General features: G+C 67.9%; 13 protein-coding genes. 8 read left to right on the top strand and 5 right to left on the bottom strand.

Annotated features, from left to right (window positions below; all coding sequences use genetic code 11):
* Window positions 1–244: 244 nt before the first annotated feature.
* The 5 genes from U858_RS0112110 to U858_RS0112090 all read right to left on the bottom strand — a co-directional run bounded on the left by U858_RS0112110 (window position 245) and on the right by U858_RS0112090 (window position 6,298).
* Window positions 245–685: a MaoC family dehydratase gene (locus U858_RS0112110; RefSeq protein ID WP_025137421.1), complete on the bottom strand. Its 441-nt coding sequence runs from the start codon at window positions 683–685 to the stop codon at window positions 245–247.
* A gap of 94 nt (window positions 686–779) precedes the next feature.
* Window positions 780–2,015: a benzoyl-CoA 2,3-epoxidase subunit BoxA gene (gene boxA, locus U858_RS0112105; protein ID WP_025137420.1), complete on the bottom strand. Its 1,236-nt coding sequence runs from the start codon at window positions 2,013–2,015 to the stop codon at window positions 780–782.
* A 51-nt stretch (window positions 2,016–2,066) separates the two neighbouring features.
* A complete protein-coding gene (gene boxB, locus U858_RS0112100; RefSeq protein ID WP_025137419.1) occupies window positions 2,067–3,494 on the bottom strand; it encodes a benzoyl-CoA 2,3-epoxidase subunit BoxB in 1,428 nt (475 codons plus the stop codon).
* Between the two features lie 36 nt (window positions 3,495–3,530).
* Window positions 3,531–5,189 (bottom strand): 2,3-epoxybenzoyl-CoA dihydrolase, encoded by a 1,659-nt coding sequence (gene boxC, locus U858_RS0112095; RefSeq protein ID WP_025137418.1) that lies wholly within the window; start codon window positions 5,187–5,189, stop codon window positions 3,531–3,533.
* 197 nt (window positions 5,190–5,386) lie between these two features.
* On the bottom strand, window positions 5,387–6,298 hold the full coding sequence (locus tag U858_RS0112090; protein ID WP_025137417.1) for a helix-turn-helix transcriptional regulator: 912 nt from the start codon (window positions 6,296–6,298) through the stop codon (window positions 5,387–5,389).
* 176 nt (window positions 6,299–6,474) lie between these two features.
* Here U858_RS0112090 and U858_RS0112085 point away from each other — a divergent pair, with 176 nt between their 5' ends.
* The 8 genes from U858_RS0112085 (at window position 6,475) to U858_RS0112050 (ending at window position 14,046) form a co-directional block, all read left to right on the top strand.
* Complete coding sequence (locus tag U858_RS0112085; protein ID WP_025137416.1) at window positions 6,475–6,945, top strand: DUF4863 family protein; 471 nt, start codon at window positions 6,475–6,477, stop codon at window positions 6,943–6,945.
* Window positions 6,946–7,051: 106 nt separating this feature from the next.
* Window positions 7,052–8,611, top strand: coding sequence for a benzoate-CoA ligase family protein (locus tag U858_RS0112080; protein WP_025137415.1), 1,560 nt, complete (start codon window positions 7,052–7,054; stop codon window positions 8,609–8,611).
* Window positions 8,608–9,450 carry an alpha/beta fold hydrolase gene (locus U858_RS0112075; RefSeq protein ID WP_029953762.1) on the top strand — a complete coding sequence of 281 codons (843 nt, stop codon included), beginning with the start codon at window positions 8,608–8,610 and terminating at the stop codon, window positions 9,448–9,450. The genes U858_RS0112080 and U858_RS0112075 overlap by 4 nt, the downstream gene beginning before the upstream one ends.
* A gap of 31 nt (window positions 9,451–9,481) precedes the next feature.
* Window positions 9,482–10,642, top strand: a complete 1,161-nt coding sequence (locus U858_RS0112070) for an ABC transporter substrate-binding protein (RefSeq protein WP_025137414.1) — start codon at window positions 9,482–9,484, stop codon at window positions 10,640–10,642.
* A gap of 9 nt (window positions 10,643–10,651) precedes the next feature.
* A complete protein-coding gene (locus tag U858_RS0112065) occupies window positions 10,652–11,533 on the top strand; it encodes a branched-chain amino acid ABC transporter permease (RefSeq protein ID WP_025137413.1) in 882 nt (293 codons plus the stop codon).
* Window positions 11,534–11,535: 2 nt separating this feature from the next.
* Entirely contained in the window at window positions 11,536–12,567 is a 1,032-nt protein-coding gene (locus U858_RS0112060) for a branched-chain amino acid ABC transporter permease (RefSeq protein ID WP_025137412.1), read from the top strand.
* The gene (locus tag U858_RS0112055) at window positions 12,560–13,348 is read left to right on the top strand and encodes an ABC transporter ATP-binding protein (protein WP_025137411.1); all 789 of its coding nucleotides are present in this window, start codon (window positions 12,560–12,562) and stop codon (window positions 13,346–13,348) included. Before U858_RS0112060 ends, U858_RS0112055 begins: the two co-directional genes overlap by 8 nt.
* Window positions 13,336–14,046 (top strand): ABC transporter ATP-binding protein, encoded by a 711-nt coding sequence (locus U858_RS0112050; RefSeq protein ID WP_025137410.1) that lies wholly within the window; start codon window positions 13,336–13,338, stop codon window positions 14,044–14,046. The genes U858_RS0112055 and U858_RS0112050 overlap by 13 nt, the downstream gene beginning before the upstream one ends.
* Window positions 14,047–14,061: the final 15 nt, after the last annotated feature.

Raw genomic sequence — 14,061 nt, 5'->3', positions numbered from 1 at the left:
GCCGCCGAAAAAAAAAGCCCACCGGCACAATGCGGGTGGGCGAGATATGGCTGGGGCGATGCCGGATTCATTGGCCCCATGCAAAAAGCCCGCTCAGTATCCTGGGCGGGCTTTCGGGATCAATGGACGCAATTCGCCCACGACGCAGTCATGTTAGGGGGCTATCGGCCTGGCCGGCAAGCGAACTGCGACATGGAGCCGGCGGCCGGCGGACGCGGCGCGAACCGAAGGGCCTGCGACGGAATCAGTCGCCTGACAAGTCGAACAGGCTGGTGGCGTCCAGTTCCAGCACGCCTTCGTCGTGCTGGTTCAGCACCGTCCAGGCCCAGGTGATGATGCCCAGGTCGGGACGCGACGACGACGTACGCACGCCCTGCACACGGGCTTCCAGCCGCAGCTGGTCGCCGGGACGCACCGGCGTGCGCCAGCGCACTTCGCCCAGGCCGGGCGAGCCGAAGGATTCGGAATCGTGCAGCGCCGAGTCCACCGCCATGCGCATGGCCAGCGCGCAGGTGTGCCAGCCGCTGGCGATGAGGCCGCCCCAGCGGCCTTCGGCGGCGCGCTGGACGTCGGTGTGGAACCATTGGGGATCGTACTTGCGGGCGAACTCGAGAATCTCGGCTTCGGTGATGGTGACAGGACCGGCCTTGATCAGCATGCCGTCCTTGAAATCGGCGAACTTCATGGGTGGACTTCCCCTCGCGATGCAATCGGCGCGGCAGCGGGCGCCAGGATTGCCACGCCTTGCCGCGCCGGTTCCGAGTCGATGGATCTCGACGTCAGTAGGTTTCGAAGTGCAGCCGCCCCTCGCGGCGCAACACGTCATGCAGGATAGTCCAATCCTGCCCCGATTGCATCGTCACCTCGCGCAGCGCGTCCAGCACGCCGACTTCCATGCCCTTCAATCCGCACACGTAGATGCAGGTGTTGCGGTCGGCCAGCAGGCCAAGCACATCGGCGGCGCGCTCGCGGATGAGGTCCTGCACGTAGCGCTTGGGCTGGCTCGCCTCGCGGGACAGCGCCAGGTTGATGTCGATGAAGTCGCGCGGCAGTTTCATCAGCGGGCCGAAGTACGGCAGCTCGCGCTCGGTGCGCGCGCCGAAGAACAGCATCAGCCGGCCGTTCTCGCCGGTGTCGATGCGGCGGCGATAGCGTTCGGTCATGGCGCGCATGGGCGCCGACCCCGTGCCAGTGCAGATCATGATGAGATTGGCCCGCGGATGATTGGGCATCAGGAAGGTCTGGCCGAAAGGGCCGATGACCTGCACCGTATCGTGCTTGGCCAGGTCGCACAGGTAGTTCGAACACACCCCGTGGGCGGCGTTGCCCTGATGGTCTTCGGTGACGCGCTTCACGGTCAGCGACAGGTTGTTGTAGCCGGCGCGTTCGCCGTCGCGCGGGCTGGCAAGCGAATATTGGCGCGCGTGGTGCGGCCGGCCTTGCGCATCGACGCCCGGCGGCAGGATGCCGATGGACTGGCCTTCCAGCACCGGGAACGGCAGCTCGCCGAAGTCCAGCACGAGGTGGTGGATGTCGCTGTCGGTGTCCGCGCCGGTGACGCGGTAGTTGCCCACCACCGTCGCGGTGACGGGCGTCTTGTGGGTGTAGAGGTTGACGTACGGATGCGCCGCCGACCAGGGCGGCACGCTGGCGCCGGCCGCGGTGTAGGCCACGTTCGCGGGCGGTTCCGGCGCGGTGGCATCGGCCGGCGGCAAGACTGCCGCGGCCGCCTCGGGCAGCGCTTCTTCGCGCGGCAGTTCATCCCAGCCCAGCTGGTCCGCCAGCGTGTAGGCCTGGGCGCGCACGACCAGCCGCCAGTTGTCGATGGACCCCGTCGGGCACGGCGGCACACAGGCCATGCAACCGTTGCAGATGTCGGGGTCGACCACATAGTTGTTGCTGTCGTGCGTGATCGCGTCGACCGGACAGGTTTCTTCGCAGGTATTGCAGCGGATGCAGATCTCGGGATCGATGAGATGCTGCTTCAGGACATCTACGGGCAGGGCTGCGTTCATCGCGGTCATCCCAATACGCACCGCGGCGGCGCCGCGCGCCGCCGCCGGGCCTCAGTTGAAACGGACGTACTCGAAATTCACCGGCTGGCGGTTCACGCCCATGACCGGCGGCGCGATCCAGTTGGCGAACTTGCCCGGCTCGGTGACGCGGCCCATCAGCGAGGCCACGAATTCGCGGTCTTCGGGCGTGGGCAGCCACTGGTGCCGGTGGGCCTGCCACTGCGCTTCGGACAGCACCTCGCCTTCGGGCGACATGCGGATGCCGGCCAGCGTGCCGATCTGGCGGTTGAAGGCCTTGTGCGGCACTTGCAGGCGAAACGCAATGCCGCTCTTTTCGATGACCTTGTTCCAGCGGCCGATGCCGGCGATGGAGTCGCGGATGAAGTCGTCGCGCAGCACTTCGTTCAGGGCATTGAGCATCGGCACCTCGGCTTCGCCAAGCTTGCCGTTGTTGACCGTCAGCACGCGGTAGGTGTCGTTCTTGAGCTGGTGGTCGTCGGTGCGCTTGCTTTCTTCGTAGCGACCTTTCAGGCCCGACCCATAGAAGATGGCGGCGTTGGACGACTGGTCGGCGCCAAAGAGGTCGATGGTGACGCTGTAGTGGAAATTCAGGTAGCGCTGGATGGTGGGCAGGTCGATCACGCCGGCCGCGCGCACGCTGGCCGGGTCGTCGGTCTTTAACTGATTCATCACTTCGCAGGTGCGCTGGATGACGCGCGAGATGCCGGATTCGCCCACGAACATGTGGTGGGCTTCTTCGGTCAGCATGAATTTGGTGGTGCGGGCCAGCGGGTCGAAGCTGGATTCAGCCAGCGCGCACAGCTGGAACTTGCCGTCGCGGTCGGTGAAGTAGGTGAACATGTAGAACGCCAGCCAGTCGGGCGTCTTTTCATTGAAGGCGCCCAGGATGCGCGGGTTGTCCGAATCGCCCGATGTGCGCTGCAGCAGCGCATCGGCCTCTTCGCGGCCATCGCGGCCAAAATAACGGTGCAGCAGGTACACCATGGCCCACAGGTGGCGGCCTTCTTCGACGTTGATCTGGAACAGGTTGCGCAGGTCGTATTGCGACGGCGCGGTCAGGCCCAGGTGGCGCTGCTGTTCGATCGACGCGGGCTCCGTGTCGCCCTGCGTGACGATGATGCGGCGCAGGTTGGCGCGGTGTTCGCCGGGCACGTCCTGCCAGACATCGCGGCCGATGTTTTCGCCGAAGTGGATCTTGCGCTGGCCGTCCTGCGGCGCCAGGAAGATGCCCCAGCGGTAGTCCGGCATGCGCACGTGGTTGAAATGCGCCCAGCCGTCCGGCTCGACGCTGACCGCAGTGCGCAGGTACACGTCAAAGCCATGCGAGCCGTCCGGCCCCATGTCCTGCCACCATTGCAGGTAGTTGGGCTGCCAGTGTTCCAGCGCGCGCTGCAGCGTGCGGTCGCCGGACAGGTTGACGTTATTGGGGATCTTGTCGGTGTAGTTGATGCCTGACATTGTCTCGCTCCTGGTTCTTTTTGATCGTGGGGCCGCTCAGACGCGGTTCCAGTCGAATGTCGCCTGCTCGCCTTTGCCGTACAGCTTGAGCGCACCCTTTTCGCCCGCGGCGTTGGGGCGGTTGAAAATCCAGTTCTGCCAGGCGGTCAGCCGGCCGAAGATGCGCGTTTCCATGGTTTCGCGGCCGCCGAAGCGCAGGTTGGCCTCCAGGCCGGTGAGCGCATCAGGCGACAGCGCGCGGCGTTCTTCCAGCACCATGCGGACCTCGTCGTCCCAGTCGATGCTGTCGGGCGCAAAGGTCACCAGGCCCAGCGCCAGCGCGTCCTTGGCCGCCAGCGGCTGGCCGGCGCGGGCGCGCACCGCCTCCAGCGGCGGCGCTTCTTCGTAGAAGCGCCGTTGCAGGCGGCTCTGGCCATTGACCATCGGATAGGCGCCGAAGTTGGCCTCGCCCACGATCAGGCTGGCGGCGGCCTCGCCCGCGTCGCTGTCCAGCATGTAGCTGCGGTCGGCGGCCAGGGCCAGTTCAAGCAGCGTGCCGGCAAAACACGAACCGGGTTCGATCAGCGCGAACAGGCTGCGCGAGGTCACGTCCAGCCGTGCCAGCGTGCGGCGCAGCAGGCCGGCGGTTTCGCGCACGAACCAGTGGCCGGCATGGCGTTGCAGCGCGGCGTCGGCGGCCAGCACGGCCTGGGCGTCGCCCTCGGTCTTGAGGATCCAGGTGCCGATGTCCAGCTCGTTAGTGCGCAAGGACAGGATGGCGTCGTCCAGTTCGCGCGCCATCTGCAAGGGCCACCAGGCGGCGCCCGCGGCCAGGATGTCCGGCAGTTCGGATTCGACCGGCGCCAGCGGGGCGCGCACGGTCCAGGTGGCCTGGCGGCGGGCCCGGTCGAGCTGCACGTCGACATAGCGGTATGACAAGGCATCGGCGCTTTCTTCGCGCATCAACGGCGTCAGCGCCACGCCGGTCTCGCCCTGCGGGCGGCCGCTGCCATCGGCCAGCGCCAACGCGCGGGCGCGCACCGCGGCCTCGAACTGGGCCGGCTTGACCACATCGTCGACCAGCCGCCAGTCCTTGGCGCGCTGGCCGCGCACGCCTTCGACCAGGGTGCAGAAGATATCGGCGTGATCGTGGCGCACCCGGCGCTTGTCGGTCACGCGGGTCAGGCCGCCAGTGCCGGGCAGCACGCCCAGCAGCGGCACTTCGGGCAAGGCGACCGACGACGAGCGGTCGTCGATCAGCAGGATCTCGTCGCAGGCCAGCGCCAGCTCGTAGCCGCCGCCGGCGCAGGCGCCGTTGAGCGCGGCGATGAACTTCAGGCCGCTGTGGCGGCTGGAGTCTTCGATGCCGTTACGGGTTTCGTTGGTGAACTTGCAGAAGTTCACCTTCCAGGCGTGCGACGACAGGCCCAGCATGAAAATGTTGGCGCCCGAACAGAAGATACGGTCTTTCATGCTGGTGACGACCACGCTGCGCACTTCCGGGTGCTCGAAGCGGATGCGTTGCAGGGCGTCGTGCAGTTCGATGTCCACGCCCAGGTCGTACGAATTGAGCTTGAGCTTGTAGCCGGGGCGCAGGCCGCCGTCTTCGGCGACATCCATCGCCAAGGTGGCCACCGGGCCGTCGAACGTCAGGCGCCAATGGCGGTACTGGGCGGGGTCGGTCCGAAACTCGACCTTGTTGGCTGTGCTGCTCATCGCTTGTCTCCTCGTGCACCCTGGCGTACAGGAAAAATACTGCATCACATGAATTATTATGCAGATTAGTGCAGGTGAAAATCAGCGTCAAGCAAAAGATGCACAAAAGTGCAGTTTCTTGGAGGCGCGCGACCGCCGCAATGAACAGGGCCGCCCAAAAGGGCGGCCCTGGCACAAACCCACCGCGGAACCTACCGCTACAACGGCAGGCCGCAGGCCTTGCGCACCTGGGTCCGCAGGCCGGCGAAGCTTTCCTGCACCTCCAGGTGGCTGGTGACCCAGGTCAGGTCGGCCTTGGCGTAGAAGGCCTCGCGGCCGGCCAGGATGCGCTTGAGATCGGCCATGGCCTCGTTGTTGCCCGACATGGGGCGAAAGTCGCCCTGCGCCATGACCCGGCCCATGTGCTCTTCGGGGGTGGCGCGCAGCCACACCGTATAGCAATGGGCCAGCAGCAGGTTGAGCGTCGCGGGTTCGGACACCAGGCCGCCGGGGGTGGCCAGCACCATTTCGGGGTAGATCTGCACCGCCTCTTCGAGGGCGCGGCGCTCGTAGCGGCGGTAGGCGTTGGGGCCGTACAGATTGTGGATTTCCAGGATGCTGCAGCCGGCCACGCGTTCGATTTCGCGATTCAGCTCGACGAAGGGGTAACCCAGGTCGTCGGCCAGCATCTGGCCCAGCGTCGACTTGCCGGCGCCGCGCAGGCCGATCAGCGCCACGCGCTGGGTGCGGTTGGGCCGCTGCGCACCGGCGCCCACGCCGAACAGCTGCGTCAGGGCTTCCCGCGCCCGTTGCAGGTCGGATTCGGTGCGGCCGCTGAGCAATTCGCGGATCAGCAGCCAGTCGGGCGATTCGGTGGTGACGTCGCCGACCAGTTCGGCCAGCGCGCAATTGAAGGCCTTGGCAATTTGCAGCAATACCAGGATCGAGGCATTGCCGACCCCGTGTTCGAGGTTGGCCAGGTGGCGCTCGGACACGCCCGTCACCTGCGACAGGCCCTTGCGCGTCATGCCGCGGATGGCCCGCAGGCGGCGTACCCGCTCGCCCAGGGCCACCAGGAAGGCTTCGCGTTGGGGTTCTTCGGATGGCGCTGCGTCTAGCGCTTGGTTCATGGTGTAGCTGACTCCGCAAATACCCTGATAACACTCGATTTATGCACTATAGTGCTTGACCCAGATCAATGGAAGCACTATTTTTCCTCCAACAGCTTCAACAGCGTGTCAGGTGCGACAAAACAGCACTGGATTGCATCCCGCTGAAGCGCCGACAGTGTAAAGGAGGAGATACGGTGAGCACGCCTGAACGATTCCACGCCCTGATGCGCCAGGTTACCGACCTGACGGCCGGGCAGGCGCTGGACGGCGCCCTGCAAGACCGCCTGAACCGCGATGCCGGCCCCGGCAGCGCCCTGTACACCGACATCTTCAGCGCCTGTAGGCAAGGCGTGGCCGACGGCTGGATGTGCAACCGCGAAGGCGGCGGCATCCGCTACGGCCGCGTCATCAAGCCGGCCGACGACCTGGCCGGCTGTTCGGTCGACGTGGTCGACATGGACGACCTGGCGGGTCCGCACCACGCCCACCCCAACGGCGAAATCGACATGATCATGCCGCTGACCGCCCAGGCCCGCTTCGACGGCCACGGCGCCGGCTGGCTGGTCTATGGCCCCGGCAGCGCGCATGCGCCGACAGTCACGCAAGGCCGCGCGCTGGTGCTGTATCTGCTGCCCGGCGGCGCCATCGATTTCGCGCGCCCCTGAACCCCCACCCCGTCATGCGGCCTTGAGCGCCAGCATGGCCCGCAATGCCGACAAGGGCCGACCACAGGCCCGGGCCCAACGCCCGCCAGAACACCAGGAGACCACCGTGAATGCCTGTCCCGCCGAACTGAATTTCGCCAGTCACCTGGCGGCCCTGAACGCGCCGCGCGCCGCCAAGACGGCCTACATCGACGACACCCGCCAACTGACCTACGGCGAACTGGCCGAGCGCGTGGCGCGCATGGCGGGCGCGCTGCGCCAGCTGGGCCTGCGGCGCGAAGAGCGCGTGCTGCTGCTGATGCAGGACACGGTGGATTGGCCGGTGGCGTTCCTGGGCGCGCTGCACGCGGGCGTGGTGCCGGTGGCCGTGAACACGCTGCTGACCGCCGACGACTATGCCTACATCCTCAGCCACAGCCGGGTGCGGGCCGCCTTCGTGTCCGGCGCGCTGCTGCCGACGTTGCAGGCCGCGCTGGCGCAGGCGCCCGGCGAGGTCGAGCACCTGGTGGTCTCGCAGCCCGCCGCGCCGCTGCCGGCCGGCGCGCATGATCTGGACGCGCTGCTGGCTGCAGCGCCGCTGGCGCCGGCCGTGCGCACGCTGTCCGACGAAATCGCGTTCTGGCTGTATTCGTCGGGGTCGACCGGCAAGCCCAAGGGCGTGGTGCATACCCACGGCAACCTGTGGCACACGGCCGAGCTGTATGCCAAGCCGGTGCTGGGTATCCGCGAGGACGACGTGGCGTTTTCCGCCGCCAAGCTGTTCTTTGCGTATGGCCTGGGCAACGGCCTGACCTTTCCGCTGTCGGTGGGCGCCACGGTGGTGCTGATGGCCGAACGGCCCACGCCGCAGGCGGTGTTCCAGCGCCTGACGCAGCATCGGCCGACGGTGTTCTACGGCGTGCCCACGCTGTATGCCAGCATGCTGGCCGCCCCTGACCTGCCCGCGCGCGAACACGTCGCGATGCGCGTCTGCACCTCGGCCGGCGAGGCGCTGCCGCGCGATATCGGCGAGCGCTTCACGCGCCATTTCGGCTGCGAGATCCTGGACGGCATCGGCTCGACGGAAATGCTGCACATCTTCATCTCGAACCAGGCCGGCCAGCTGCGCTACGGCACCACCGGCAAGCCGGTGCCCGGCTACGAAGTGCAGCTGCGCGACGACAATGGCGCCCCGGTGGCCGCGGGCGCCATCGGCGACCTCTACATCAAGGGCCCCAGCGCCGCGCTGATGTACTGGAACAACCGCGACAAGACGCGCCAGTGCTTCCTGGGCGACTGGCTGAAAAGCGGTGACAAATACGTGTGTGACGCCGACGGCTACTACACCTATGCCGGCCGCAGCGACGACATGATCAAGGTCAGCGGCCAGTATGTGTCGCCGGTCGAAGTCGAGAACATCCTGGTGCAGCACGAGGCCGTGCTCGAAGCCGCCGTGATCGGCGTGCCCGACCACGACGGGCTGGTCAAGACCAAGGCCTACGTGGTGCTGCGCCCCGGCTTCGCGCCCGATGCGCAGACCGGCGCCGACCTGCAGCGCTATGTGAAGCAGCACCTGGCGCCCTTCAAGTACCCGCGCCAGATCGACTTCACCGAAGAACTGCCCAAGACTGCCACCGGCAAGATCCAGCGCTTCCGCCTGCGCCAGCTGGAACAGGTCACGCCATGACGGCCGCCCCCGCCCACCAGGCCGACGAGGACGCAGGCTGGGTCGACCTGCACGAGCAGGGCCGCCCCCAGCGCCTGGAATACCGCTGGCTTTCGCCCCAGCGGCGCGGTGCCCCGCTGCTGGTGTTCCTGCATGAAGGATTGGGCTCGGTGTCGATGTGGAAAGACTGGCCGCAACAGGTGTGCGAGGCCGCCGGCTGCCGCGGGCTGGTGTATTCGCGCCATGGTTATGGCCGGTCCACGCCCCTGGCCGCGGGCGAAAAACGCGCCGCCGATTTCATGCATCGCGAAGCCGAAGAGGTGCTGCCCGAGCTGTTGGCCGCGCTGGGCGTGGATGCCGGGCGCGATCGCCCCGTGCTGTTCGGCCACAGCGACGGCGGCTCGATCGCCCTGCTCTATGCGGCCCGCCATCCGGCCGCCGTGGCCGGCGTGGTGGTGGCCGCGCCGCACATCTTCGTCGAAGCGCGCACCGTGGACCATATCCGCCTGGCCCGCCAGGCCTATCAGGAAGGCGGCCTGCGCGAGCGCCTGGCGCGCCACCACGATGACGTGGATTCCGCCTTTCGGGGCTGGAACGACATCTGGCTGGACCCGGGCTTTGCCCAATGGGACCTGCGGACCCGCCTGCCCGCCATCGCCTGCCCCGTCCTGGCGATGCAGGGCATCGACGACGAATACGGCACGCTGGCGCAGATCCGCGGCATCCGCGATGCCGCGCCGCAGACGCAACTGCTGGAGATTCCCGACTGCCGCCATTCGCCGCACAAGGACCAGCCCGCCACCGTCATCCAGGCCATCGCCGGCTTCATCGGCGCGCTGGACCCACCCGGCCGCCATTGAGGCAGCCCATAACAACGTACGGAGACCCACCATGACCCATGCCCTGTCCCGGGCCGCGCTAGGCGCCGCCCTGATGCTTGCCGCCAGCGGCGTCCTGGCCGCCGACAAGCTCAAAGTCGGTTTCATGCTGCCCTACAGCGGCACCTTCGCCGCGCTCGGCAACGCCATCGAGAACGGCTTCAAGCTGTATGTGGCCGAACAAGGCGGCAAGCTGGGCGGGCGCGAGATCGAATACTTCAAGGTCGACGACGAATCCAACCCGTCCAAGGCGGCCGAAAACGCCAATCGCCTGATCAAGCGCGACCAGGTGGACGTGCTGATCGGCACCGTGCATTCGGGCGTGGCGATGGCCCTGGCCAAGGCCGCCAAGGATTCGGACACCACGCTGATCGTGACCAATGCCGGCGCCAACGCCATCACCGGCCCGCTGTGCGGCCCGGGCATCTTCCGCACGTCGTTCACCAACTGGCAGCCGGCCTACGCCATGGGGCCGGTGGCCAAGGCGCGCGGCCACAAGACGGCAGTCACCATCACCTGGAAATACGCGGCCGGCGACGAGGCCATCGGCGGCTTCAAGGAAGGCTTCGAGCAGGCCGGCGGCAAGGTGGTCAAGGAACTGAGCCTGCCCTTCCCCAACGTTGAATTCCAATCGCTCCTGACCGAGATCGCCGCGCTCAAACCCGACATGGTGTTCACCTTCTTTGCCGGCGGCGGCGCGGTGAAGTTCGTGCAGGACTACCACGCGGCGGGCCTGGACAAGACCATTCCGCTGTACGGCTCGGGCTTTCTCACCGACGGTACGCTGCCCGCACAGGGTGCGTCGGCGCAGGGTCTGCTGACCACGCTGCACTATGCCGACGGACTGAACACGCCGCGCGACAACGCCTTTCGCGCCGACTACGCCAAGGCCTACAACGCACAGCCCGACGTCTACGCAGTGCAGGGCTATGACGCGGCGCAGCTGATGCAGTCGGGCCTGACCGCGGTGCAGGGCGACTTCGCCAAGAAGGCGGACTTCCGCCAGGCCATGCGCGGTGCCACGGTGGACAGCCCGCGCGGCCCGTTCACGCTGTCGGCCGCCGGCAACCCGGTGCAGGACATCTACCTGCGCCGCGTCGACGGGCTGGAAAACAAGGTGGTGGACGTGGCCGTGCGCAAGCTGGCCGACCCCGCCCGCGGCTGCAAGCTCTAGGACAGGCCCATGGACGCCGGCATCCTGCTCATCCAGAGCCTGAACGCCTTCCAGTACGGCCTGCTGCTGTTCCTGGTGGCCAGCGGGCTGACGCTGATCTTCGGCATCATGGGCATCATCAACCTGGCCCATGGCAGCTTCTACATGATCGGCGCCTACATGGCGTTCGCGCTGGGGCCGGCGGTGGACCGCTGGCTGGGCGGCGGCTTCCTCACCACGCTGGCGGTCTGCGTGCTGGCGGCCGCCGCGCTGGGTTACCTGCTCGAAGCCGCGTTCTTCAGCTACCTGTACCGGCGCAATCACCTGCAGCAGGTGCTGATGACCTACGGCCTGATCCTGGTGTTCGAGGAACTGCGCAGCATCCTGGTGGGCAACGACGTGCACGGCGTGCCGCTGCCCACCTGGCTGCAAGGCAGCATCGCGCTGGGCGACGTGATGACCTATCCGGTGTATCGGCTGTTCATCTCGGGCGTGGGCATCGGCGTGGCGCTGCTCCTGTACTGGGTCATCGCGCGCACGCGGCTGGGCATGATGCTGCGCGCCGGCGCCAGCAACCGCGAGATGACCGGCTCATTGGGCATCGACATCAACAAGCTCTACCGGCTGGTGTTCGCTGCGGGCGTGGCGCTGGCGGCGCTGGCCGGCAGCATTGCCGCGCCGGTGTCGTCGGTGTACCCCGGCATGGGCAACGGCGTGCTGATCGTCTGCTTCGTGGTGGTGGTGATCGGCGGCATCGGTTCGATCCGCGGCGCGTTCGTGGCGGCGATGCTGGTGGGCGTGGTCGAGACCTTCGGCCAGGTGCTGTTCCCGGCCGCCGCGGGCGTGCTGGTGTACGTGCTGATGGCCGCCATTCTTCTGTGCAAGCCCGAAGGGCTGTTCAAACAGGGCTGACCATGACGCTGAATCGACTCCTTCCTTGCCTGACCCTGCTGGCGCTGGCGGCCTTCGCCTGGAGCGGCAGCGACTACTACACCGGGCTGGCCGTGAAGATCATGATCTACGCGGTGTTCGCGCTGAGCCTGCAACTGCTGGTGGGCGGCGCGGGGCTGGTCAGCCTGGGGCACGCCGCCTTCTTCGGCATCGGCGCCTATGCCGCCGCGTTGCTGTCGCCGGCATCGGAAGCGGGCAGCCTGTGGTGGCTGCTGCCCGCGGCGCTGCTGGCCGCGGCCGTCTACGCCCTCATCACCGGCGCGCTGGCGCTGCGCACCCGCGGCGTGTACTTCATCATGGTGACGCTGGCCTTTGCGCAGATGGCCTATTACGTGTTCCACGACACCAAGGCGGGCGGCGGCAGCGACGGCATCTACCTGTACTTCCGGCCGCAAGCCGACATCGGCGGCTGGCGCCCGTTCGACCTGGACCAGGGCGCCACGTATTACTGCTTCGTGCTGGCCTGCCTGGCGCTGACCTGGGGCTTTCTGGCGCTGCTGCGGCGTTCTCCCTTCGGCGCGGCGCTGGCCGGCATCCGCATCAACGAACAGCGCATGCGCGCGGCCGGGTATTCGACCTATCCGTACAAGCTGGCCGCGTATGTCATCGGCGCCGCGCTGGCGGGGCTGGCCGGCTTCCTGTTTGCCTTGAAGGACGGCTTCGTCACGCCCGAGCTGCTGGCCTGGGAACAATCGGGCCTGGTGCTGCTGATGGTGATCCTGGGCGGCATGGGCAGCCTGGGCGGCGCGGTGCTCGGCACGGCGGCGCTGGTGCTGCTGCAGGAACTGTTCCAGTCGCAGGCGCTGTTTGGCGACTATGCGCGCCACTGGCACCTGCCGCTGGGCCTGGCCATCATCGCGCTGGTCGCCCTGCTGCCCGATGGCCTGGCGGGCCTGCCCGCGCAGTGGCGCCGCCGCCGCGCGCGCCGCGACGCGCCCGCCGCCTCCCCCCCGGCGCCGTTGCGCCTGCCCCTACCCGGAGAGCCCCATGCCTGATCCCCTGCTGGCCGCCCGCGGCGTCACGCGCCGCTTCGGCGGCCTGACCGCCGTCAATGGCGTGTCGCTGGCGCTGCAACGCGGCGAAGTCCACGCCGTCATCGGCACCAACGGCGCGGGCAAGTCGACGCTGATCAACCTGCTGTCCGGGGAACTGGCGCCCACCAGCGGCGAGGTCTCGCTGGGCGGCCGCGACATCACCGCCTGGAGCCAGCCCGAACGGGCCCAGGCGGGACTGGGCCGCAGCTACCAACGGTCCACGCTGTTTCCTGAACTGAGCGTGTTCGAGAATTGCCGCTTGGCCGCGCAGGCGCGGCGCCAGCGCTTCTGGCATTGGTGGCGGCCGGCATCGGCCTGCCGGACCAGCGCGGCGCTGGCCGAACAGGCGCTGGCCCGCACCGGCCTGGCGGACGACGCCGCGCAGCCGGCCGGCCTGCTGCCGCACGGCCGCAAGCGCCAGCTGGAAATCGCCATGTGCCTGGCGGGCGAACCGCAGGTACTGCTGCTGGACGAACCTCTGGCCGGCATGGGACCGGAAGAGACCGACCGCATCCTGGCCCTGCTGCAGACGCTGAAGGACGGCCACGCGATCCTGCTGGTGGAACACGACATGGACGCCGTCTTTCGTATCGCCGACACCATCACCGTCATGGTCAACGGCAGCAGCATCGCCAGCGGCAGCCCGGCGGCGATCCGCGCCAACGCCGAGGTGCGCACCGCCTACCTGGGCGAAGACCTGACGGCGGACACCGCTTTCGGAGACCCCGCATGCCCGCATTGATCGAGGCCGGCGGCCTACACGTGTATTACGGCGCCAGCCATGTGCTGCGCGGCGTCGACCTGCGCATCGCGGCGGGCGAATCCGTGGGCCTGGTGGGCCGAAACGGCATGGGCAAGACCACGCTGATCCGCAGCCTGGTGGGCCAGGTGCCCAGCGCGCGCGGCAACGTGGCGGTGCGCGGACGGGACTGCACCCGGGCCCGCCCCCACGCCATCGCGCGGCTGGGCATCGCCTACGTGCCCGAAGGCCGCGGCATCTTTCCCAACCTGAGCGTGCGCGAAAACCTGCTGGTGGCGGCGCGCGCCGGCGTCCAGGGCCGCCAGGACTGGCACTACGACCGCGTGCTGGAAACCTTTCCCCGGCTGGCCGAACGCCTGGGCCACGGCGGCCAGCAGTTGTCCGGCGGCGAGCAGCAGATGCTGGCCATCGGCCGCGCGCTGATGACCAACCCCGACCTGCTGATCCTGGACGAAGCCACCGAAGGCCTGGCGCCGCTGATCGTGGCCGAGATCTGGCGCATCATCCGGCGCATCCGCGAAACGGGCATGTCCACCCTGATCGTGGACCGCAACTACCGCGCGGTGCTGGCCCATACCGACCGCTGCCTGGTGATGGAGAAAGGCCTGATCGCGCAGGATGGCGACAGCGCCGCGCTGACGGCCACACCGGAACAGTTGACGCGCTATCTGGGCGTCTAGGGCCGACCATGAAAA

This window comes from Achromobacter sp. DH1f (assembly GCF_000633435.1).
GTDB lineage: Bacteria > Pseudomonadota > Gammaproteobacteria > Burkholderiales > Burkholderiaceae_B > Achromobacter > Achromobacter deleyi.
The sequence above is the reverse complement of the archived record's forward strand: the minus strand, read 5'-3'. Positions and strand labels throughout refer to the sequence as shown.

Excerpts from the sequence above, each read along its gene's own strand:
- U858_RS0112055 (WP_025137411.1), top strand. The coding sequence starts at position 12,560 with ATGCCTGATCCCCTGCTGGCCGCCCGCGGCGTCACGCGCCGCTTCGGC.
- U858_RS0112065 (WP_025137413.1), top strand. The coding sequence starts at position 10,652 with ATGGACGCCGGCATCCTGCTCATCCAGAGCCTGAACGCCTTCCAGTAC.
- U858_RS0112110 (WP_025137421.1), bottom strand. The coding sequence starts at position 685 with ATGAAGTTCGCCGATTTCAAGGACGGCATGCTGATCAAGGCCGGTCCT.
- U858_RS0112090 (WP_025137417.1), bottom strand. The coding sequence starts at position 6,298 with ATGAACCAAGCGCTAGACGCAGCGCCATCCGAAGAACCCCAACGCGAA.
- boxC (WP_025137418.1), bottom strand. The coding sequence starts at position 5,189 with ATGAGCAGCACAGCCAACAAGGTCGAGTTTCGGACCGACCCCGCCCAG.
- U858_RS0112075 (WP_029953762.1), top strand. The coding sequence starts at position 8,608 with ATGACGGCCGCCCCCGCCCACCAGGCCGACGAGGACGCAGGCTGGGTC.
- boxB (WP_025137419.1), bottom strand. The coding sequence starts at position 3,494 with ATGTCAGGCATCAACTACACCGACAAGATCCCCAATAACGTCAACCTG.
- U858_RS0112050 (WP_025137410.1), top strand. The coding sequence starts at position 13,336 with ATGCCCGCATTGATCGAGGCCGGCGGCCTACACGTGTATTACGGCGCC.
- U858_RS0112060 (WP_025137412.1), top strand. The coding sequence starts at position 11,536 with ATGACGCTGAATCGACTCCTTCCTTGCCTGACCCTGCTGGCGCTGGCG.
- U858_RS0112070 (WP_025137414.1), top strand. The coding sequence starts at position 9,482 with ATGACCCATGCCCTGTCCCGGGCCGCGCTAGGCGCCGCCCTGATGCTT.
- boxA (WP_025137420.1), bottom strand. The coding sequence starts at position 2,015 with ATGAACGCAGCCCTGCCCGTAGATGTCCTGAAGCAGCATCTCATCGAT.